Genomic DNA, 20,069 nt, shown 5'->3' with positions numbered 1-20,069 from the left:
ACTTTTTATGTAATCGGCAAACAGAGGCTACTGATCAAACCACCATTCTGGGATTTCGTTGCTACTGTTGCCAAATGCATTACAATTTCTACAGGTTTGCGGATAGTCTATCACAGGTTTGTTTGGGTCATAGAGACAAACCTCCTCCAGCTCAAAAGGAACATCGGCCAAGGTGGTATAAATCCTCTTTTGGGATACTCTCGCTACCTCGACATAGCCCAAAACCTGCTCGTTTTCATCCTCGACATTGACAATATTTCCCCGGATAGGGGCAGGCGGCGTATCGAAAACAGAACCCGTATTATTAACCAATTCCCGAACATTTCTCCAGTATTCAAAAGCAGATTCGCTTAAACTAACCTGCCTGATGGTAAAATAATGCCTGCTGAGAAAAGATTGATCCACCTGTCTTTTGGCCAAAAGTTGCCGCCCTCCTAGGGCAGTTTCACTTAAGGACTCTCCATTTAACAGTGGGATTCGCTCCGGATCTGGGGTTTCAAAAACAAAACAAAGCGGAGGTGCTTGATTAAACGGGTTGGGAAAAAAGGTTAACTGCCAAAAATAAGCCTCCGAGACTTCCCATTTCAAATAATAGGGTTCTGAGGTATCCGGTAAGGTAACCTCTGAGTAAATTGAGATCATAGCCAAATCGGGAGTTCCATCCAATTCCCCACGACTAAATTCATAACTCAATTCATCCGAACCTACCGCCGAAGGTAATTCTTCTGGGCTACTTCGGTAGATTTTTCCATTTACTCGGATCTCGACCCCATAAGCGACCCCGTTCAAAATCGGAACATTCCGATCCAACTCATACCTTCCTTCTGATCGATGAATAAAGGGCACAAAAGAATTATCACTCCCTATTAAAAAAACTTGGGCATTGGTTACCGGTCTGGGCAAATCATTCAAAACCAAGTAATCTCCCGAAGGAAGCGGCTGACGGTCTTCCGAGGTAGTTGATGAAAGGTAAATGGTCTTTTCCTCGGCAAGATTGGTAATTTGCCCAAAAACAATTAGTTTTCCTACTTGACGATTTAAAGGAAAACTGATTTGCTCTACGCAGGCAAAGGGAAAACAAATCAATACCAGCAATAATCCAATCCAAATTTTCTTAGTCATTACCATCTCCCCCAAAATTTAAAGTATACGTAATCGATGGGAATATCGAACCCAAAATAGCCAAACGATAAGGCCGGAGCTGTCTGCTATCCCCATCTTTTTGCCAAAAAACGGAATAAGCATTTCTTCTCCCCAGCAAATTGTAAATGCTAAAATTCAAACTGTCCCCCTTTTTGGCAAAAACCTTTTCGACGGTATAGGATAGATCGATTCGGAAATAATCGGGTATTCGGTATCGGTTTCGTTGACTATATTCTGGGATAATCAACTCATTAATAATATAGCTGCTATTAACTGCACTTACAGGTCGTCCCGTACTGTAGTTTACCGTAAAATTAAACAGGCCTCTTGGGTAGATTTTATGGCTTAAAATAAAATTAACTTCGTGCGGTTTGTCATAATTAGAAGGAAACCAAGCTCCCCCATTAATTTGCTTGTCTGCGAACTGTTCCTGACTTCTAAAAAATGCCCTCGAATAGGTATAAGCCAGCCAACCGGTCGTTCGTCCAAAATTCTTTTTAATCAAAAACTCACCACCGTAGGCTTCGCCCTCCCCAAATACAAGCTCGGTTTCTAAATGCGGATTGAGAAAAATCTGGGCAAAATCCCGATACTCTACCTGATTTGCTGATTTTCGATAAAAGAAATCCATTGAATATTCCCATCGGTTTTCCCTGCTGTTTTTAAATATTCCCAAAGAAAAATTATCCGACCGTTGAGGAGCAATATATCGGGTACTCAGCTGCCATAAATCAATGGGGGTAGGACCAAATGTATTACTAATTGATTGAATGTATTGAAATAGGCGAGAATAGCTACCTTTGATCGAAGTGCTACCAGTGATCGAATGGCGAACGGAAATGCGTGGCTCCAAACCGGAATAACGCTGTATAATTCCGGTTTCTGGGGAAGAACCAGTAATTTGGTCTGCTGTCAATCGGTCGACAAACCGATATTGATACACCGTATCAGGTCCAAATTGCTGGTAATTACTCCAGCGTAGACCCGCAACCAATCCAGTTTCTGGACTTAAATCCCATTCCAAACTTGAAAAAAAAGCAATTTCTCCGCCCTGCTCCTTTCCTACTCGCTCCGGTAAGATGGAAGATTGGGAATGGTAAGGGCTTCGGCGCTCATCTTTTCCTCGGTATAAAATCCCCTCAATTCCAGATTGAATTGAAAGTTCTTCGTTAGCCCAAGTGGCGGAGATCTTTCCCTGCTGATACCGCATTCCATTGCTGACACTTGCTGCATCCAATCCCTCCGGGTCAAAAAAGGAATTGTCAAAATCCCCATCTGCAAATAAGGCCTGGAAGGCCCAGTTTTCTCCAAGAATCCCTCGGTAGCGCAGCGAACTCACTCGGTTGGCCCAATCATACCCAAAATTATCCGAGAACTTGAAATAATCTCCTGTCATCAAAGTGTTTACCTCCAAACTGTGACCTTGCCTAATTCTCCAACTCACCCCCAAATAACCATCATAAAAATCCAGTTGGGAGTTTTGAATATCAAAATCCTGCACCTGCCTAAGTAGCCAATTGGTATTGGAAATTCTTCCTCCAAAAATCACACTTACTTGGTCTTTTTTCAGCGGTCCTTCCAAGAGTAATTTACCATTGGAACTACCCAAGCCGACTTGGCCTCGCCAGTCTTCCAAATTTCCTGGACGCATCTGAATATTCAATGCCGAACCTGTTCTTCCCCCAAAGCTTGAAGGAAGATTCCCTTTGTACAAAGTGAAGTTTTCTGTAACATCGGTATTAAATCCAGAAAGAAACCCCAGCGCATGGTTGGAACTGAGCACGAGTGCCTCATCCATCAACAGCAAGTTTTGATCAGTTTTGGCACCGCGAACATTGATACCTGAAGTACCTTCCCCTACCGAACTGACCCCTGGTAACAGCTGTAGTCCTTTAAAAATATCAGCTTCTCCAAGAAAGGCAGGAATAGCTTTTAATTCCCGAGTAGTCAATTTGGTGATTCCGGTAATGGGATTTCTTACGTTTCGGTCCGGCTCCTCGGACATCACCACCACCCCATCCAATTCAAAGTTTTTCTCCTTCATTTTCAAATTGACTACCCCATTGTCAAAAAGGAAAATAGTCGTGGCTACGGAAATTTTGGAAACATGCCTAAAAGTAACGCGATGTTCACCAGGGGTTAAAGCCAAATAATATGTTCCAAAGCGATCCGAGCTAACCCCAGTATAGAGTCCATCTACATGGATCCCCACCCCTTCAACTGCGTCTTGGCTGTCGATATCCAAAATTTTCCCCGTCAAAATATAGGATTCCGGATGAGGCCCTTCGATTTTGCCGAAAGTAAACCGAAGGGAATCTGAGTCAGTCTGTGAAAAGCACATGCCTGCATTCAAAAGAAAAGCCGAAAGAAAAAAAATTCGCTTAAAACACATAAAATTCATATTTGCTTGAAATATTGGAATTTTAAGCTTCTAAATCAACGTTTTATTGAAGTAGAAAGAAAACAGGTAGGCCAAAACGGCCGCTTTTCTTAACGGGTTCTAGTTAGTTCAGAACAAAAGAATGGATTTTTTTAGGACAAAGTCTCTTAATTTAACATCTCCCGATCAACTCAGTCATTATTTTTGCCATGATAGGTTCTGCTTTGGCTGCGGCTTCGAGCACATCCTTAATGCTGACTTCTTTGATTTTGCCTTCTACCCCTAGATCTGTAATGGCCGAAATCCCAAAAACTTCCAAACCAGCCTGTTTGGCCACGATCACCTCGGGAATAGTGCTCATGCCAACCGCATCTCCTCCTATAATTCGAAGGTATTTGTATTCGGCGGGAGTCTCTAGATTGGGCCCGGTCACTCCCACATAGACACCAGTATGCAACTTTAAACCTAATTCTGAACCGATTTCCAATGCCATTTTAATCAGTCGTTTCGAATAGGCTTCGCTCATATCCGGAAATCGCGGACCAAACTCCTCCGGACTGGGACCTCGAAGTGGATTTTCGGGGAAAAGATCAATATGATCACTCAAAATCATTACTTCTCCGACCTCCTGTGCCGGGTTGAGTCCTCCGGATGCATTGGAAACAAAAAGTCGTTTGGCACCCAACTCCTTTGCCACGCGAACGGGAAAAGTTACTTGCTTCATTGCATATCCCTCATAATAATGAAACCTTCCCCGCATGGCAACCACACTTTTTCCATTTAGCTTTCCAAACAATAATTTCCCAGAATGGCTCTCCACAGTAGCCACTGGAAAATGTGGAATATCTGCGTAATCCACCTCTAAATCCACCTCAATTTGGTCCCCCAACCTACCTAATCCAGTACCTAAAATGATTAGGTTTTCTACGGCTTCAGGATGAAGATTTTTTAAAAAATTGCTGGCCTCGCTGATTTGAGTCAAATAGTTCATAGGATATCTCAATTTTGGACGGTAAAGATAGGAATCTTGGACTATCTACGAACTTTTACCCCACTTAGCTTGTATCACTTTCAAATTATTTTGAAAAATGATCAAAATCATCGTCGGGACAAACCGAAAAAATTCAGTCTCCAGAGTAATCGCCTCAATCTACCAAGAGGTTTTGAATGAAAAAGGACAAGAATCGGAAATTTTAGAATTGAAAGACTTGCCAGAGGATTTCTCCCACACAGCATTGTATGAAAACTCTGGAAAAAATAAAGATTTTAATGATTTTCACGACCGAATAGCAGCAGGGAAAAAGTATGTTTTCATAGTCCCTGAGTACAATGGATCTTTTCCGGGAATACTGAAAACCTTCATTGATGGGATGACCTATCCCAATACTTTTAGAAATAAGAAGGCCGCTCTGGTTGGCCTTTCTTCAGGTATCGGAGGAGGTGGCATCGCATTGAGCCACCTCACCGATATATTTCATTACTTGGGAATGCATGTTCTTGCTCTCAAGCCAAAGCTTGCCAAAATCGAGCAAAATATGTCAGATAACCTGCTCACCAACAGGCTGTATACAGAACTACTGCACACCCAAGCTGAAATGCTGATTGAATTTTAACCTTAATCTACGTTGTCGTGTAGAAATCGGTTATTCCCCAGAATTTCATTGTCATCGCTGACATTGAATTTACTGATATTATTCTCTGAACTATGGGTAGGCTCACTGAGAGAAACATTTTTCCTCAAGTAGGCAGGCACTTCCAGTTTTTCTTTCAATTCCTCAGGGGTAGGATTAATGGACCTGCTACCCTTCAGTTTTTCAAATCGCTCATGCGCCCGCTGAATAGCTTTCTGCTTCATCTGCTCGTAATAGTCATTGGCATATCCGGGCTTGACTGGTTCTGATTTTTCAGATTTGGCAGGCGTGGTATTTTCTTCAACTTCTTCTTCATACAGGTCATGGACAATCTTCTCCGGAGCACTTGGCTTTGCCTCAGGCTTAGACTCCACTTTTTTGAAATCGAACGTAAATGACTCTTGCTTTGGAGCAGGCATGGTAGGTTCCTGCTCCATTTTTGCAGGCGCTGGATTTTTTGGACTATTGAAAATAAAGGTATTTCCAATCGGTTCCTCTTTGACTTTTTCAGATTTTCCCGAATCCAAATTGATTACTGTTTTCACATCCCCCTCTTCCACTTTTGGTTCAGGTTTTGGAGTTGCTGGAGCGAGAGCAGCTTTTGTTTCTTGCTCTACTTTGGGAAGCGTACCCGAAAGTCTATCCATTTCAAATCCCGTCGCAATGACAGTCACCCGGATAGCCTTACCTAGTTCAGGATCAATACCCTGGCCAAAAATCACCTCAGCATTGTCTCCTGCTTTTTCCTGAATGTATTCTGTGATCTCACTTAACTCATCCATTGAAAGTTCTTCATCCTCGCCAGACATAATAGAAAGGAGAATTTTCTGAGCACCTTTGATATCGACATTGTTAAGAAGAGGAGAAGAAATCGCAGCTCCAGCTGCCCGAATTGCACGACCTTCGCCTTCCTCGGTTGAAGAACCCATTACCGCCGCTCCAGCTTCCTTCATCACAGTCTTCACATCTTCAAAGTCCACATTGACATCCTGATGAATCGTAATGATCTCCGCGATCGATTTAGCCGCTGTGGTCAAGATATCATCCGCTTTTCCAAAGGCCGTACGGATTGCCAAATTACCGTAGATTTCTCGAAGTTTGTCATTTAAAATAACCAATACCGTATCACAGTTTTCGCGAAGCGCTTCGATGCCGGACTGAGCGACAGACATTTTCTTTTTACCCTCAAACATAAATGGGGCAGTCACAATGCCTACCGTAAGAATGTTGAGTTCTTTTGCAATTTTAGCGATAATAGGAGCTGCACCTGTACCGGTACCTCCCCCCATTCCTGCGGTAATGAATACCATTTTGGTGTTATCGGCCAAAAGCTCCCGGATTTCATCCTGAGATTCAATGGCCGCATTTTTCCCCTGTTCAGGATTAGCTCCGGCACCTAGACCTTCGGTTAGATTTGCACCGAGCTGAAGCCTAAGCGGAACTGGACTGGATTTTAGCGCTTGTGCATCGGTATTGACTACAACAAACTCTACGTCTTTAATTCCCTGAGCAAACATGTGGTTTACGGCATTGGAGCCGCCTCCACCCACACCGATTACCTTGATAATCGATTTTTGATTTTTTGGAAGATCAAATCTGTAATCTTTCATGTTATCTGACATATTTATTGTATTGGTGAATTAGAATTTCGTATTGATAAGGAATGAGTAATAAGGGAAATAAGCAGCAGGACCGCTTATCTCCCCCAATCATAAGCCCTAGTAATCGTTATCGTCTCCGATATCATCGTGAATGATGCTTTTGAGCTTGTCGCCGATGTTTCGGAAAATATCTTTTGGATTAAATTCTTTTTTAGATTTTCGGATGGTATTCCCACCATTGGCGATTCGTTTGTTATAGTTTTCCTCTCGGTCATCCAGTGCCTTGAATCCGGCCAAAACAAGCCCTACAGAAGTGGCATACATGGGACTTTTGACTTCATCGATCACTGATTTTCCAAGGTGTTCATTGGGATATCCGATTCGGGTATCCAATCCAGTGAGGTATTCGAAAAGCTGAGAAATACACTGAAGCTGAGAACCTCCTCCAGTGATGACTATCCCCCCTGCCAGTTTATTGTAATGGTGGCTTTGCATGATTTCATTCTGAACGATCTCGATGATTTCCTCCATTCGTGCCTGTATGATAGAAGCCAAGTTCCGTATAGAAATTTCTTTCGGAGGCCTGTTTCTTAAACCGGGAATAGAGACAATTTCATTGGGATTTGCTTCCTCAGCAATTGCCTTACCAAAGCGGGTTTTCAGCAACTCGGCTTGATTTTGCATCACCATGCAGCCCTCTTTAATGTCTTTAGTAATGATGTTACCACCCAGCGGAATCACAGCGGTATGGCGAATAATATTCTCATAAAAAATCGCAATATCCGTCGTACCTCCACCGATATCCACTAGACAAACCCCTGCTTCTTTTTCCTCATCACTAAGAACGGAAAGGGAACTCGCTAAAGGCTCTAGGATCAACTGCTTGGAAGTTAAATCCGCTCTGCGAACACAGCGATTAATGTTATTTATGGCGGTAGTTTGTGCGGTAATGATATGAAAATCGGCCTCTAGCTTAGATCCAGACATTCCTACAGGATCTTTGATTCCTCCTTCATAGTCTACCGTGTATGCCTGAGGCATCACATGGATGATCCGGTTACCCGGAGGCACAAGGATGTTTTCCATTTCGGAAGAAAGTCTCCGCACATCTTCAACAGTAATCTCATCTTCGGTCGGGGGACGCATGATGCTTCCACTTTGAATTTTGCTTTGGATATGCTGACCGGCAATCCCAACAATTACCTCGGCGATTTCCACATCCGCCATTTCAGATGCTTCTTCCACAGCTTTTTGGATGGCATGGACAGTCTTGTCTATATTGGTCACCACGCCTCTTTCCACTCCATCAGAGACCGCCTTTCCCATACCGAGAACCTCCAGTTTTCCGTATTCATTTTTCCGACCTACGATGGCACAAATTTTTGTGGTACCGATGTCCAAACCGACAATTAATTTTTCGTTTTCCATATCCAAGCTATTATTCACAAACTATTTGATCCTTAAATTTTACACTGACCCGATCATAGGCATCCCAACCTTTTCTCGGGAGAATTTCCTCGTAGAAAATTTTGACTCGATTGAACTTGTCCTCAATATTCCTTGCATCTCCAAAATCGATCACCTGACTGCCTACCTGCTGATACATTCGAATAGTTGTTGGAGAATTGATCTCCAAACTGGTGATTTGGGCCCTCCAAAATTCATCTTCTGAAATGAAGTGAATCAAGTCCATCAACTCTGGCATTTCACTGGCCACATCTCCCTTTTCCATTAATTTTTCGGCATGAGCCCCCTCCAGAATTAATACTCGGCTAGTATAAGAAGGTGAGGTAGGAACCACTTTTCCCTCGCTGGTAATATAACCGTCCGCAGCAGTGGGCCGAGCAATCCGAGCGATTGGCTGATATTGATTGATTCGAAGATGAAGAATCCCCTTCTGCCCGACAGTGGCCTCGGTCAATTTAACGAAGGGGTGACCTGAAATTCGATCTTCTATACTTTTAAGTGGAATGTCCTCCAGCCTCAACCCGACTTTTAATTCTGGAAAAGCCTCTTCGATTATTTTCCTTACTTCGGATTCTTCTACGAAATACACCCCACTTTCTCCATCAATTGATACTTCCAGACCTTGATAGGTCTTGTACAAACTTTGTTTCTCGACAAAGCCAATAAAGCCAATCAATACCAGACTGAGTGTTACGAATGTCACGACCTTTTTTAACCTGGCTTTCTTCATGCTTCATTGAGGTTTGTACGTGAACGTGTCCATTTGGCTATAGCAGGGACCAATCGATCAATATCACCAGCTCCAAGTGTCACCAACAATTCAGGGTCCCTTGCCTCTAAAAGGCCCATCAAGTCTCTTTTTTCTACCACCTGCTTTACTTGAGACTGAATTCCGTCCAAAAGCAAACTAGAATCTACACCTGAAATGGGGAGCTCCCTTGCAGGATAAATTTCTAAGAGAATGACTTCATCGGCCAAGGAAAGACTCTCGGAAAATTGCGGTGCAAAATCTCGCGTCCGAGTAAATAAATGAGGCTGAAAAACCACGGTCAGATACTTAGTCGGAAACATTGCTCGGACAGAACTTAGAAATGCCCTGATCTCTTCGGGATGATGTGCGTAGTCATCAATGAAGATTTTCCCTCCTTCATTTACATGAATTTCAAATCGTCTTCTTACTCCTTTAAATGTGCTCAATGCCTCACGGATCTGATCCGGATGAATTTCATTAGTTAAAGCGATGCTGATGGCTACTAAGGCATTTTCCACATTGTGAAACCCTGGAATGAAAAGCTCCAAGCCTTTGATGCTGACTTTAGGACTAACAAAATCAAAGACAAAAGAACCTGGTCTCGCTTGAATATTATCGGCGTGAATGGCTTCACTTCGTAGGCCGTAAATTGTCAATCTCTTGGATGGAAGGGCTTCCGAACCCATTTTTTGAGCAGCATTTTGTTGAATATACAGACGCCCTTTTTTCTTTAATTTTTTAATGAATTCCTTAAAACCATCGAGCAAATGATCCTCATCCCCATAAATATCCAAATGATCCGCATCAACACTGGTAATGACCGATTCATTGGGATTGAGTCGCAGGAAAGAGCGATCAAACTCATCTGCCTCAACTACCATTACAGGTTCTCCTTTTTGCTTATGAAGAACAAGGTTGGTTTGATAATTTTGGGTAATCCCACCCAAAAATGCCACGATTGATCTGCCAGATGCTTTGAAAATATGGGCAATCATGGAGGAGGTAGTCGTTTTTCCATGAGTACCGGCAACGGCTATACTGTAGTGGTTTTCAGTCAGCAATCCTAAAACTTCCGAGCGCTTTTTCAATGTGAATTGCTCTTCCTGAAAAAATTGCAAAAGTTGCAAATCTTTAGGTACAGCAGGGGTCCATACTACCAATACTTTAGTCTTCTCAGCCAAAAACGACTTGGGCAGCAATTCTGAATTATCCTCAAAACTAATTTCAATTCCTTCTGCAATGAGTTCATCAGTCAATGGCGAAGGTGTTTTATCATAACCAGCGACGGCATAGCCTTCCTTTCGGAACCAACGGGCTAGGGCACTCATCCCGATCCCACCGATACCCAGAAAATAAACGCTATGTATATTTTTAAAACTCACGCTACTAGTTTTTCAATTTCATTTATAATGGCTTCGGCCGCCTCCGGCTTTGCTAGACTTTTTATATTTTTTCCGAGATTTCTTTCGAGCTCAGGATCTCCCATGACTCGGTCAATGGTCGATTTTAATTGCCCAACCGCTTCGGCGTCCTTTAAGAGCAAGGCGGCCTGGTGATTGACAAAAGCCATGGCATTCTTGGTCTGATGATCTTCGGCCACATTGGGTGAAGGAATGAAAATGACAGGTTTGCCGACTAGTGCCAGTTCCGAAACTGACAAAGCACCTGCTCGGGAAATAATTACATCAGCAACCGCGTAAGCCAAATCCATTTCGCGGATAAATTCTCTTAACTGAATATGCGCTAAGCCCGATTTTTCCACTTCTGAGCGCATTTCTTTAAAATAGAATTTACCCGACTGCCAAAGCACTTGATAACCATCTCGGTCAAAATCTGCCATGTCCTTTAGGACTCCTTGATTCAGCGTTCTCGCACCCAGTGATCCACCCAGTATCAAAACCGTTTTACGTTCTGAATCCAGTCCAAAATGTTGCAGTGCTTTTTCACGCTTTCCATCCAACTTCAATAAATCCTTTCGCACAGGATTTCCGGTATAAACCAAATTCTGAATTGGGAAAAACTGCTCCATGTCTGGATAGGCTACGCATATTTTCTTGGCCCTTTTTGCCAGAATTTTATTAGTAAGCCCCGCATAGGAATTTTGCTCCTGAATCAAGGTGGGGATACCTTTCTTTTGAGCAGCATACAAAACCGGTCCGCTTGCATATCCTCCTACACCAATGACCACATGAGGATTGAACTCCTTCACAATCTGGAAAGCTTTTCGAAGGCTTTTAAATAACTTGATCGGAAAGCTGAGATTAGCTACTGTCAAGCTTCGCTGAAGACCAGCCACCGGCAATCCAATAATGGGAAAACCTGCTTCAGGCACTTTTTGCATTTCCATTTTGCCCAAAGCTCCTACAAACTGAATCTCCGTATCCGGATGACGTTCCATCCAGGCATTGGCTATCGCAATGGCTGGATAAATATGCCCGCCAGTCCCTCCTCCGCTGATCAATAGACGATATGTAATAGGCGTACTCACTTAGGCTATTTTCATTTTAGGTCTATGCATGGCAGAACCTGTCTGCATTTCATCTTGGTGATCTCCGCGGCTAACACTGAGAATGATCCCCAGCGAAATCCCGGTAAAGACCAAGGAAGTCCCGCCCATACTTAGCAAAGGCAAGGGTAATCCTGTGATCGGTCCCAATCCTACCGCCACAGCCATATTAATCAGGGCTTGAATCACCAGCGCAAAGCTCAACCCAGCTGAAAGAAGCCCTCCAAATGCTTTATTTGAATTGGCCACTATCCGCATCCCTCGATACAGCAAAGCCAGGTAGAGAAACAAAACTGTCACGCCTCCGATCATGCCATATTCTTCGATAATAATCGCATAGATAAAATCAGAATAAGGGTGAGGTAGTGAATTGCGCTGCTCCGAATTTCCGGGACCTTTTCCTGTCACACCACCGGTTGCAATCGCGATGTATGACTGTTCGGCTTGGAAAGGAATTTTACTTTCATCAGAATAAGAAGCGGTAAAATCTTCAATTCGAGAACGGAAGGTGTCTCCCCGCTGTCCGAGAAAAATAGCAGCGGTCAATCCCAAAACGCCCACCATCACCACCATTACCAAATATTTAACCGGAACACGACCGATAAACATGATCAAAAGGCAGGTACAAAGCAATAAAATGGCTGTGGACATATTAGCCAGCCCGATTAATGCACAAATGAATCCAATAGCGATAATAATGGGCAAGAATGTAGATTTGAAATCTTTGATGTTGTTTTGGCGCTTGGCCAACATGGCAGCAAGAGCAGCGATCAAGGCTAACTTTGCCAAATCTGAAGGCTGAAAAGCTTGATTGATTACCGGAATGGTCAGCCAACGATTGGCTTCATTGATATTAGAACCAAAAAGGTAAGTAATCAAAAGGAGCGGCATGGACAAATACATGGCTAATCGAGCATAAAGCGCATAGCTTCTATAAGGTACTTTATGGGCAAACCACATCACCACCAAAGAGGCAAAAACTAAAGCAGCGTGTCTAAAAAGGTACAACTCGGTATTGCCTCCGGCATACTTGTAAGCCAAAGAGCCCGTGGCCGAATACACGACCAGAATACTGAAAAGAGACAGCAAGATCACGATGGCCCAGATAATCGGGTCACCCTTGAAATGCTCATCTATCCAAGTTTTAAACTGGTTCATGCGTTTAATTCTATTTTTAATTTTTGTACCGCTTCCCGAAACTGATTACCGCGATCTTCATAGTTTTTAAATAAGTCAAAACTGGCACAGGCAGGAGAAAGCAATACCAAGCCTTGACTACCGGCGAGCTCTAGGCCTCGACGCACTGCTTCTTGAATATCCTCTGTTTCGCTGACCTCAGGAATGACCTGCTCAAAAGCAGTTTTTAACTTTTGATTTTCTTTTCCCAAGCAGATCAAGGCTACGACCCGATTTTTGACGAGTTCTTTTAGTCTGGTATAATCATTCCCCTTGTCCACTCCACCGGCAATCCACACGATGGGTTGATCAAAGCTTTCCAATGCATAAGTGGTTGCCTCCACATTGGTACCTTTACTGTCATTGATAAACCGGACACCATCCACTTCACCGACAAACTCCATCCGGTGAGGCGCGTTTTCAAAGGATTGGATTCCAGCTTGGATTTGCTCTTGGCTCGCACCTGCGATGCGTGCAGCCGTGAGGGCAAAAAGCGCATTCAGCTGATTGTGCTTTCCTTTAATGGAGAGTACATTGGCCGGAACCCGTATTTCCTCGCCTTTGAGACGAATCACAAATTCACCATCCTGAACGAATGCTCCATTTTCCACTTCATGTTCCAGCGAAATCCATAATTTCTGGGAGCGAATTTTCTGACGGTTAATCCCCGTTTTACTGCCTTCATCTTGAGCATGAAAAATGGAATAGTCTTTTTGCTTTTGGGCTTGAAAAAGCCTGAATTTAGAAGCGATGTAGTGATCAAATTGATACTCGTATCGATCTAAATGATCGGGGGTGATATTGGTCAAGATGGCCACATCTGGTCGAAAGGCCTGCATTCCATCTATCTGAAAGCTACTACACTCGATCACCCACCAGTCATGATCTCCTTGAATCAGCTGACCTGCCCAGCTTTTGCCTACATTTCCTGCCAACCCCACATCGATTCCAGCAGACTTCAAAAGATGATAGGTAAGTAGTGTAGTGGTGGTTTTTCCATTAGTTCCGGTGATGGCGATGGTTTTTCCATTGGAGAAATGATGTGCAAATTCCAATTCATCAACCACCGCAATTCCTTTGTCTAGTGCTTTGCTGATAATTGATACTTGATTGGGGATTCCCGGACTTTTGATAATCATATCTGCGTCGAGTACTTTTTCTTCCGAATGCCCCCCCTCTTCATAAGGGATACCATTCGCTTCAAGGAGGTTTTTACGTTCCGCTGATATCATTCCCTTTTCAGAAACAAAAAGGCCATACCCCACCCGCTTGGCTAGCATTGCTGCTCCCAATCCGCTTTCTCCGGCTCCTATGATGGCGATGGTTTTCATTTGTTTCTTATCTCAATTTTAACGTGGCCAAGGTGATGACTGCAAGGAGTATCCCTACGATCCAAAACCGCGTGACAATTTTTGCTTCCGGTATATTTTTCTTTTGATAGTGGTGATGAAGTGGTGACATCAGGAAAATCCGTTTACCCTCCCCGTATTTTTTCTTCGTGTACTTGAAATAGCTCACTTGCATCACGACGCTGAGATTTTCGATGACAAAAATTCCGCACATGATCGGAATGAGAAGTTCCTTGCGCAGGGTCAACGCCAAAACCGCAATCACTCCTCCTAGCATCAGAGATCCCGTGTCTCCCATAAAAACCTGAGCCGGATAGGCATTGTACCAAAGAAACCCGATACAAGCTCCAATAAAAGCAGAGGCAAAAATCACTAGCTCCCCAGAGTTGGGGATGTACATGATGTTGAGGTATTGGGAGAAAATGGCATTTCCGCTTAAGTAGGCAAAAATTGCAATGGTCAACCCGATAATTGCCGAGGTACCCGCTGCCAATCCATCGATCCCGTCAGTGATGTTGGCGCCATTGGAAACAGCGGTAATGATGAAAATTACCACCAAAATGTAGAGTACCGGAGTCATGCTTTCTCCTAAAAAGCCCAAAATAACTTCGTAATCGAGCTCGTTATTTTTGACAAAAGGAATGGTAGTCCTGGCGACTTTTACATCTTGGTAGGCCGGAGTTTCAACCACCCCTTCCTCAATGGAGACAGGATTTTGAAATTCCCTAATTACCACATCTTCATGGAAATAGAGTGTTCCTCCGACTATAATCCCAATGCCTACCTGACCGATGATTTTGAATTTTCCTGCAAGTCCTTCTTTGTTTTTACGGAATACTTTGATGTAGTCATCCAAAAAGCCAATTCCGCCTAACCAAACCGTAGTCACTAGGAGCAGAATAATGTAGATATTATCTAAATCGCCAAAAAGTAAGGTCGGGATCAAAATTGCAGCAATCATCATCAAGCCTCCCATCGTCGGAGTGCCTTTTTTCTGATTTTGGCCTTCTAAACCAAGATCCCTGACGGTTTCACCGATTTGACGATTTCGTATCCAATTAATGATCCGATGACCAAAGGTAATCGTGATAATCAACGATAGAACCGCGGCCATTCCTGCTCGGAAGGAGATATAGCGAAACACCCCCGCACCCGGGATGTCCAGTACTCGATCCAAATAGTTAAAAATCGGCTCTAGCATATTATTTTTTTGTCAATTGGTTTAAAAATTCACTAACCACTTCTGCATCATCAAAGTGGTGTTTTATTCCTTTTATTTCTTGGTAATCTTCATGCCCCTTTCCCGCGATTAAAATGATATCACCCGCTTGAGAAAGCATGCATGCAGTTTTAATGGCTTCTTTTCGATCTACAATGGTCAGCATTTTACGGAAATCACTTGGACCAACGCCAGCTTGCATATCCTCAAGAATGGCCTCAGGCTCCTCAAACCGAGGATTATCAGAAGTCAAAATAGCTTTGTCACTTTCCTGCACCGCCAGCTTCGCCATGATTGGACGCTTGGTCTTGTCCCGATTTCCCCCACAGCCAATTACTGTAATCAGCTGCTCTCCTCCGGTGCGAACCCCATTAATGGTTTTAAGCACATTTTCTAGGGCATCCGGCGTATGCGCATAATCCACGATCGCAGTCACGCCACCAATAGAAATCCGATCAAATCTTCCTTTGGCCCCTCTGATTCCCGATAATACTTGCATCACATCCTCCTCATCTTCGCCCAAAAGGACAGCCGTACCGAGTACTCCGAGAATATTATAGGCATTAAATGCCCCGATCAGCCGAAACCAAACTTGACGTCCGTTGATATCCAATTCCAGACCTTCAAGCGTATTGGATAGGATTTTTGCTTTAAAGTCTGCAGGACTTTTCAAAGCAAAGAATTGACCGGCTGCCTTGCAGTTTTGCAGCATGACCGCCCCCCGCTTATCGTCACCGTTGATTAGAGCGAAAGCATCTTTGGGCAGTTCGTCGAATAACTTCTTTTTAGCCTTGATGTATTCGTCAAAAGTCTGATGATAATCCAAGTGATCGTGGCTGATGTTGGTGAAAACCGCACCGATCAATTTCAGTCCAGCGATCCGCTCTTGAACAATTGCATGAGAGCTTGCTTCCATAAAACAATGCGTGCAGCCAGCATCAACCATTTTTCGAAGCAAGGCCTGCACACTGATGGCGTCCGGAGTGGTATGGGTCGCAGGAATCACTTCTTCCTTAATTTTATTCTCAACCGTTGAAAGCAAACCTGTACTGTAACCCATCGCAGTAAAAAGTTGATGAAGCAAGGTGACGGTAGTGGTTTTACCATTAGTACCGGTGACGGCTACAACTTTAATTTGATGAGATGGATTGTCGTAAAAATTGGATGCCATGATACCCAAGGCTTGTGCCGCTGACTTCACCTGCACCCAGGTGACAGAGGTTGATTTCTCCTCAGGTAGCTCTTGGCATACAATCACTTTGGCACCATTTTCAATAGCCTTTGGAATAAATTCATGCCCATCTACCTGTGTACCAGGAATAGCGACAAAGAGCGAACCCTCTTCAACCTTCCTGCTGTCGAAGACAATATTTTTGATCTCCACCTCCATATCACCGGTGGTAGAAATCAAGGATACTTTGTATAAGATGTCTTTGAGCACGGTCATTATCCTAAGACGAGTTTAATGGTAGTATTTGGGACCAAATTGGTCCCCGGAAGGATTGACTGACTACGAACCAGCCCTTTTCCACTGTAATTCACATTTATTCCTTTGTTTTCGAGAATGAAAAGCGCATCTCGGAGCGGCAATCCTGATACATCGGGAACGGTTGCCTGGTCGGTATCATTGACCTTCCACTGCACCTGGTCATTTTGAGCGACCGTTTTAACCCATTCTTCGGACTGGACTGGACTGGATTTAATCCCCAGCTGATCCAAGATTTGGTAAAGTTCTTCCGCTCGTCCAGCCTTTACTTGCGGCAAAGTCGATAGGGAGGCTTCTGCACGAAGGATTCCTTCCTGATTGCTTGGATTCAACTCGATGTCCAAGGCATAAATTCGATCCGCGATTTCTTTGAAAACCGGAGCCGAAACATCTCCCCCATAGGCAGCAAAACCGGTAGGACTATCAATCACGACGATCATGGAATACTTAGGCCGATCCGCTGGAAAGTAGCCTGCAAAACTGGTGTAGTATTTTTGGGTGTACTTTCCATTGCTAATTTTTTGAGCAGTTCCTGTTTTCCCAGCGATTTTGTAATTGGCATTTGCAATATTTTTTGCAGTACCATTCTCCACTACCCCGACTAGCAAATCCTGAAGGTTTTTAATCGTTTTTTCAGAGGCTATTCGCTTGCGGATGTATTCTGTACCAAATTGCTTTTCGATTGTATTTCCTTTGGCAATTGCTCTAACAATGTAGGGTTTGACCATCACTCCATCATTGGCTACAGCATTGTAAAGTGCCAGCGTATGAATTGGATTGACTTTGCTTTCGTAACCTATAGAAATCCAAGGAAGTGATGTTCCATACCAATCTTTGGCTCCTGGTTTTTTGAAAAACGGTTTCCCTTCACCAGCCAATTGAAATCCAAAAGGTTGATCGAGCCCAACCTTTTCGATATAGGCCATAAACTTGGATGGACTGGAACCAAAGTGGGCATCTACCAATTTGGAAATAGCCACATTAGAAGATTTTTCGAAAGCCTCACGAACAGTAATTGTTCCAAATCCTCCATTCTTGGCATCCCGCATGGTTTGATTATAAAATCTATGAGAACCGTTACCCGTCTCTATTTTTTCCTCCAAACTCACTTTATTTTCTTCCAAAAGTGCCAGCATCGACAAGAGCTTAAAAGTGGATCCAGGCTCGGTATTTCCCTGATCTCCGATGGCAAAATTGTAGTTTTCACCGTAGGTATTGCTGCCCTTATTTTTCTGAAGATTCGTAATCGCTTTAATTTCACCGGTTTTCACCTCCATGACAATGACGGATCCAAAAGCTGCATCCCGGTCCATCAATTGGCGAAGCAGAGCTTTCTCTGCTACATCCTGAATATTGACATCCAACGTAGTAAGGATATCATAGCCATCCTCAGGCTTGACATCCTCTGCGTCAAACACCGGTTTCCAAACCCCTCCAGCCAAGCGCTGGAAAAGTGCTTTCCCATCCTGACCTTGAAGGTATTCGTTGAAGCTGTATTCGATTCCTGCCCCATAGTCATTTTCATTCAAAAAGCCCACTGTCCTACTTGCCAACGAACTGAAAGGCCGGTAGCGTTTTTCAACTTTCTCAAAGAGAACCCCTCCTCCCAATCGGCCATCGCGGAAAATCGGCCACTGGGACATTTTCTGCATATCCTGATACCCCACCTGCTTACGATTCAGGACAATGTATCGCTTATTATCCCGACGGGCATCGGTAATCAAGCGCTTGTACGCGCTAGCCGATTTGTCTTTGTAGTATCCGGATAATAATCTGGCCAAAGAATCAATTCCTGCATTGTAGCGCTCAGCCTTAGCCATGGTGGGATCCATCGCCACACGATAAAAAGGAAGACTAGTTGCCAGTAAACTTCCGTCACCGGCATATATGTTCCCTCGGGTGGCTGGAACCTCTCGATATTGAAAGTTTATCGTTTCGGCTTTTGCCCGCCATTTATCTCCCTGCTCAAACTGAATCGTGGCAATACGCATCGGTATTGCCGCTGTCGCAAGCGCAATCAGGATAAAAACTATCCTTACTCGGAGCACTATGGAACGCTTAATATTCAATCTTTCAGAGTTATTTTTATTGGTGGTTGTTCTAATTCGACGATTTCTTGATTGGCTACTTTTTTGGCCAGCTCGGATTGCATGCTGCTCAGCATATATTCTGCCTCCAGCGTAGTGACGTCAGCCCGAAGATCTTCCACTTCTTGTTGTACTATTTCAATTTTGCGGACCATATTATCCGCCCGATGATTCCCCCAGATATAAATGAGTCCCAAAAGCACCACGAATGAAACAGGTGGAACAAACTGCACGGGAACGCCCTCACCAAGAAGTTTAGTCACATCGAGTTTCTCCTCGATCCAGGTGAAAATGGTTTTCCCAGACCCAGCTTTGGGCTTGTTTCCAGTTTTCAGTTTCTTACGAAAGGTATTTTGACTCATAATTTTACCTTTTTTGCAATTCTCAACTTGGCACTACGTGCTCGCGGATTTGCCTCGATCTCCTCAGCATCTGCAACTAGAGCCCCACGACTGATCGGCTCTAATGGGCGAATTGGATTTCCGTAAAAATCTTTTTCCAATTCCCCATGGAATTTGCCTTTTTGGATCAGATTCTTGACCAATCGATCCTCTAGGCTATGGTAACTCATCACCACCAGCCTTCCTTCCGGTTTCAATACCTCCACTGCCCCCAAAAGCATTTCTTCCAACGCTCCCATTTCATCATTTACTTCAATTCGTAGGGCTTGAAAAACCTGTGCGAAGTATTTGAATTCTTTTCCTCGTGGAGCAAATTTTTTCAGAAAAACCGTGAAGCTTTCCGTTGAGGAAAAAGGCGATTGATTCCGCTCAGAGACAATAGCCTGAGCTAAAGTCTTCGCATTTTTCACCTCTCCATACATTCCTAAAATGCGATGAAGCTTTCCTTCATCATAAGTATTTAGCACCTCCTTGGCACTTAATGCGGCCGACTGATTCATCCGCATGTCCAATTCACCTTGAAATCGGGTCGAAAACCCTCGACTGGGTTCGTCAATCTGATGTGAGGAAATCCCCAAATCCGCTAAAATTCCATCCACTTGCTTCACCCCATAAAGTCTGAGGTACTTTTTAAGATCTCGAAAATTGGCCTGAACGAACGTGAATCTCGGATCATCTGGCACATTGGCCAAGGCATCCTCATCCTGATCAAACCCATAGAGATGTCCTCCCTCCAATTGATTCAAGATCGATCTGGAATGTCCTCCTCCTCCAAAAGTCAAGTCCACATAGATTCCATTGGGATCAATAGCCAAGCCTTCAGTGCATTGGGCAAGCATCACTGGGATATGGTAAACAGCTGCTGTCATGGC

At 43.7% G+C, this 20,069-nt stretch carries 16 protein-coding genes; 1 reads left to right on the top strand and 15 read right to left on the bottom strand.

Features of this window, described 5'->3' with window-relative positions; all coding sequences use genetic code 11:
* Positions 1-27 precede the first annotated feature (27 nt).
* The 3 genes from Q0L00_RS13840 to Q0L00_RS13830 form a co-directional block, all read right to left on the bottom strand.
* Entirely contained in the window at positions 28-1,122 is a 1,095-nt protein-coding gene (locus Q0L00_RS13840; RefSeq protein ID WP_297337476.1) for a DUF4249 domain-containing protein, read from the bottom strand.
* Positions 1,115-3,535 (bottom strand): carboxypeptidase-like regulatory domain-containing protein, encoded by a 2,421-nt coding sequence (locus tag Q0L00_RS13835; RefSeq protein WP_297337475.1) that lies wholly within the window; start codon positions 3,533-3,535, stop codon positions 1,115-1,117. Before Q0L00_RS13835 ends, Q0L00_RS13840 begins: the two co-directional genes overlap by 8 nt.
* Positions 3,536-3,695: 160 nt before the next feature.
* Positions 3,696-4,514 carry a purine-nucleoside phosphorylase gene (locus Q0L00_RS13830; RefSeq protein ID WP_297337474.1) on the bottom strand — a complete coding sequence of 273 codons (819 nt, stop codon included), beginning with the start codon at positions 4,512-4,514 and terminating at the stop codon, positions 3,696-3,698.
* 97 nt (positions 4,515-4,611) lie between these two features.
* Between Q0L00_RS13830 and Q0L00_RS13825 the strand changes: the two genes are divergently transcribed.
* Positions 4,612-5,136 carry an NAD(P)H-dependent oxidoreductase gene (locus Q0L00_RS13825; RefSeq protein ID WP_297337473.1) on the top strand — a complete coding sequence of 175 codons (525 nt, stop codon included), beginning with the start codon at positions 4,612-4,614 and terminating at the stop codon, positions 5,134-5,136.
* A 2-nt stretch (positions 5,137-5,138) separates the two neighbouring features.
* On the opposite strand, the gene ftsZ is transcribed toward Q0L00_RS13825, so the two are convergent.
* The 12 genes from ftsZ to rsmH all read right to left on the bottom strand — a co-directional run bounded on the left by ftsZ (position 5,139) and on the right by rsmH (position 20,066).
* Positions 5,139-6,764: a cell division protein FtsZ gene (gene ftsZ / locus Q0L00_RS13820; protein WP_297337472.1), complete on the bottom strand. Its 1,626-nt coding sequence runs from the start codon at positions 6,762-6,764 to the stop codon at positions 5,139-5,141.
* Positions 6,765-6,872: 108 nt separating this feature from the next.
* On the bottom strand, positions 6,873-8,183 hold the full coding sequence (gene ftsA / locus Q0L00_RS13815; RefSeq protein ID WP_297337471.1) for a cell division protein FtsA: 1,311 nt from the start codon (positions 8,181-8,183) through the stop codon (positions 6,873-6,875).
* 10 nt (positions 8,184-8,193) lie between these two features.
* The gene (locus Q0L00_RS13810; protein WP_297337470.1) at positions 8,194-8,952 is read right to left on the bottom strand and encodes a cell division protein; all 759 of its coding nucleotides are present in this window, start codon (positions 8,950-8,952) and stop codon (positions 8,194-8,196) included.
* Positions 8,949-10,355, bottom strand: coding sequence for a UDP-N-acetylmuramate--L-alanine ligase (gene murC / locus Q0L00_RS13805; protein WP_297337469.1), 1,407 nt, complete (start codon positions 10,353-10,355; stop codon positions 8,949-8,951). Before murC ends, Q0L00_RS13810 begins: the two co-directional genes overlap by 4 nt.
* Positions 10,352-11,434, bottom strand: a complete 1,083-nt coding sequence (gene murG / locus Q0L00_RS13800; RefSeq protein ID WP_297337518.1) for an undecaprenyldiphospho-muramoylpentapeptide beta-N-acetylglucosaminyltransferase — start codon at positions 11,432-11,434, stop codon at positions 10,352-10,354. The genes murC and murG overlap by 4 nt, the downstream gene beginning before the upstream one ends.
* A 27-nt stretch (positions 11,435-11,461) precedes the next feature.
* Positions 11,462-12,637, bottom strand: coding sequence for an FtsW/RodA/SpoVE family cell cycle protein (locus tag Q0L00_RS13795; RefSeq protein WP_297337468.1), 1,176 nt, complete (start codon positions 12,635-12,637; stop codon positions 11,462-11,464).
* Positions 12,634-13,986 (bottom strand): UDP-N-acetylmuramoyl-L-alanine--D-glutamate ligase, encoded by a 1,353-nt coding sequence (gene murD, locus Q0L00_RS13790; protein WP_297337467.1) that lies wholly within the window; start codon positions 13,984-13,986, stop codon positions 12,634-12,636. Before murD ends, Q0L00_RS13795 begins: the two co-directional genes overlap by 4 nt.
* A gap of 7 nt (positions 13,987-13,993) precedes the next feature.
* Positions 13,994-15,205, bottom strand: a complete 1,212-nt coding sequence (gene mraY / locus Q0L00_RS13785; RefSeq protein WP_297337466.1) for a phospho-N-acetylmuramoyl-pentapeptide-transferase — start codon at positions 15,203-15,205, stop codon at positions 13,994-13,996.
* 1 nt (position 15,206) lies between these two features.
* Positions 15,207-16,670 (bottom strand): UDP-N-acetylmuramoyl-L-alanyl-D-glutamate--2,6-diaminopimelate ligase, encoded by a 1,464-nt coding sequence (locus tag Q0L00_RS13780; protein WP_297337465.1) that lies wholly within the window; start codon positions 16,668-16,670, stop codon positions 15,207-15,209.
* Positions 16,670-18,778 carry a penicillin-binding protein gene (locus Q0L00_RS13775; RefSeq protein WP_297337464.1) on the bottom strand — a complete coding sequence of 703 codons (2,109 nt, stop codon included), beginning with the start codon at positions 18,776-18,778 and terminating at the stop codon, positions 16,670-16,672. Before Q0L00_RS13775 ends, Q0L00_RS13780 begins: the two co-directional genes overlap by 1 nt.
* Complete coding sequence (locus Q0L00_RS13770) at positions 18,775-19,158, bottom strand: FtsL-like putative cell division protein (protein ID WP_297337463.1); 384 nt, start codon at positions 19,156-19,158, stop codon at positions 18,775-18,777. Before Q0L00_RS13770 ends, Q0L00_RS13775 begins: the two co-directional genes overlap by 4 nt.
* Positions 19,155-20,066 (bottom strand): 16S rRNA (cytosine(1402)-N(4))-methyltransferase RsmH, encoded by a 912-nt coding sequence (gene rsmH, locus Q0L00_RS13765; protein ID WP_297337462.1) that lies wholly within the window; start codon positions 20,064-20,066, stop codon positions 19,155-19,157. Before rsmH ends, Q0L00_RS13770 begins: the two co-directional genes overlap by 4 nt.
* Positions 20,067-20,069 lie beyond the last annotated feature (3 nt).

Origin of the sequence: Algoriphagus sp., assembly GCF_024305035.1 — a bacterium.
Classification (GTDB): domain Bacteria; phylum Bacteroidota; class Bacteroidia; order Cytophagales; family Cyclobacteriaceae; genus Algoriphagus.
The sequence above is the reverse complement of the archived record's forward strand: the minus strand, read 5'-3'. Positions and strand labels throughout refer to the sequence as shown.

Excerpts from the sequence above, each read along its gene's own strand:
- Q0L00_RS13840 (WP_297337476.1), bottom strand. The coding sequence starts at position 1,122 with ATGACTAAGAAAATTTGGATTGGATTATTGCTGGTATTGATTTGTTTT.
- Q0L00_RS13835 (WP_297337475.1), bottom strand. The coding sequence starts at position 3,535 with ATGTGTTTTAAGCGAATTTTTTTTCTTTCGGCTTTTCTTTTGAATGCA.
- Q0L00_RS13830 (WP_297337474.1), bottom strand. The coding sequence starts at position 4,514 with ATGAACTATTTGACTCAAATCAGCGAGGCCAGCAATTTTTTAAAAAAT.
- Q0L00_RS13825 (WP_297337473.1), top strand. The coding sequence starts at position 4,612 with ATGATCAAAATCATCGTCGGGACAAACCGAAAAAATTCAGTCTCCAGA.
- ftsZ (WP_297337472.1), bottom strand. The coding sequence starts at position 6,764 with ATGAAAGATTACAGATTTGATCTTCCAAAAAATCAAAAATCGATTATC.
- ftsA (WP_297337471.1), bottom strand. The coding sequence starts at position 8,183 with ATGGAAAACGAAAAATTAATTGTCGGTTTGGACATCGGTACCACAAAA.
- Q0L00_RS13810 (WP_297337470.1), bottom strand. The coding sequence starts at position 8,952 with ATGAAGAAAGCCAGGTTAAAAAAGGTCGTGACATTCGTAACACTCAGT.
- Q0L00_RS13795 (WP_297337468.1), bottom strand. The coding sequence starts at position 12,637 with ATGAACCAGTTTAAAACTTGGATAGATGAGCATTTCAAGGGTGACCCG.
- murD (WP_297337467.1), bottom strand. The coding sequence starts at position 13,986 with ATGAAAACCATCGCCATCATAGGAGCCGGAGAAAGCGGATTGGGAGCA.
- mraY (WP_297337466.1), bottom strand. The coding sequence starts at position 15,205 with ATGCTAGAGCCGATTTTTAACTATTTGGATCGAGTACTGGACATCCCG.
- Q0L00_RS13780 (WP_297337465.1), bottom strand. The coding sequence starts at position 16,670 with ATGACCGTGCTCAAAGACATCTTATACAAAGTATCCTTGATTTCTACC.
- Q0L00_RS13770 (WP_297337463.1), bottom strand. The coding sequence starts at position 19,158 with ATGAGTCAAAATACCTTTCGTAAGAAACTGAAAACTGGAAACAAGCCC.
- rsmH (WP_297337462.1), bottom strand. The coding sequence starts at position 20,066 with ATGACAGCAGCTGTTTACCATATCCCAGTGATGCTTGCCCAATGCACT.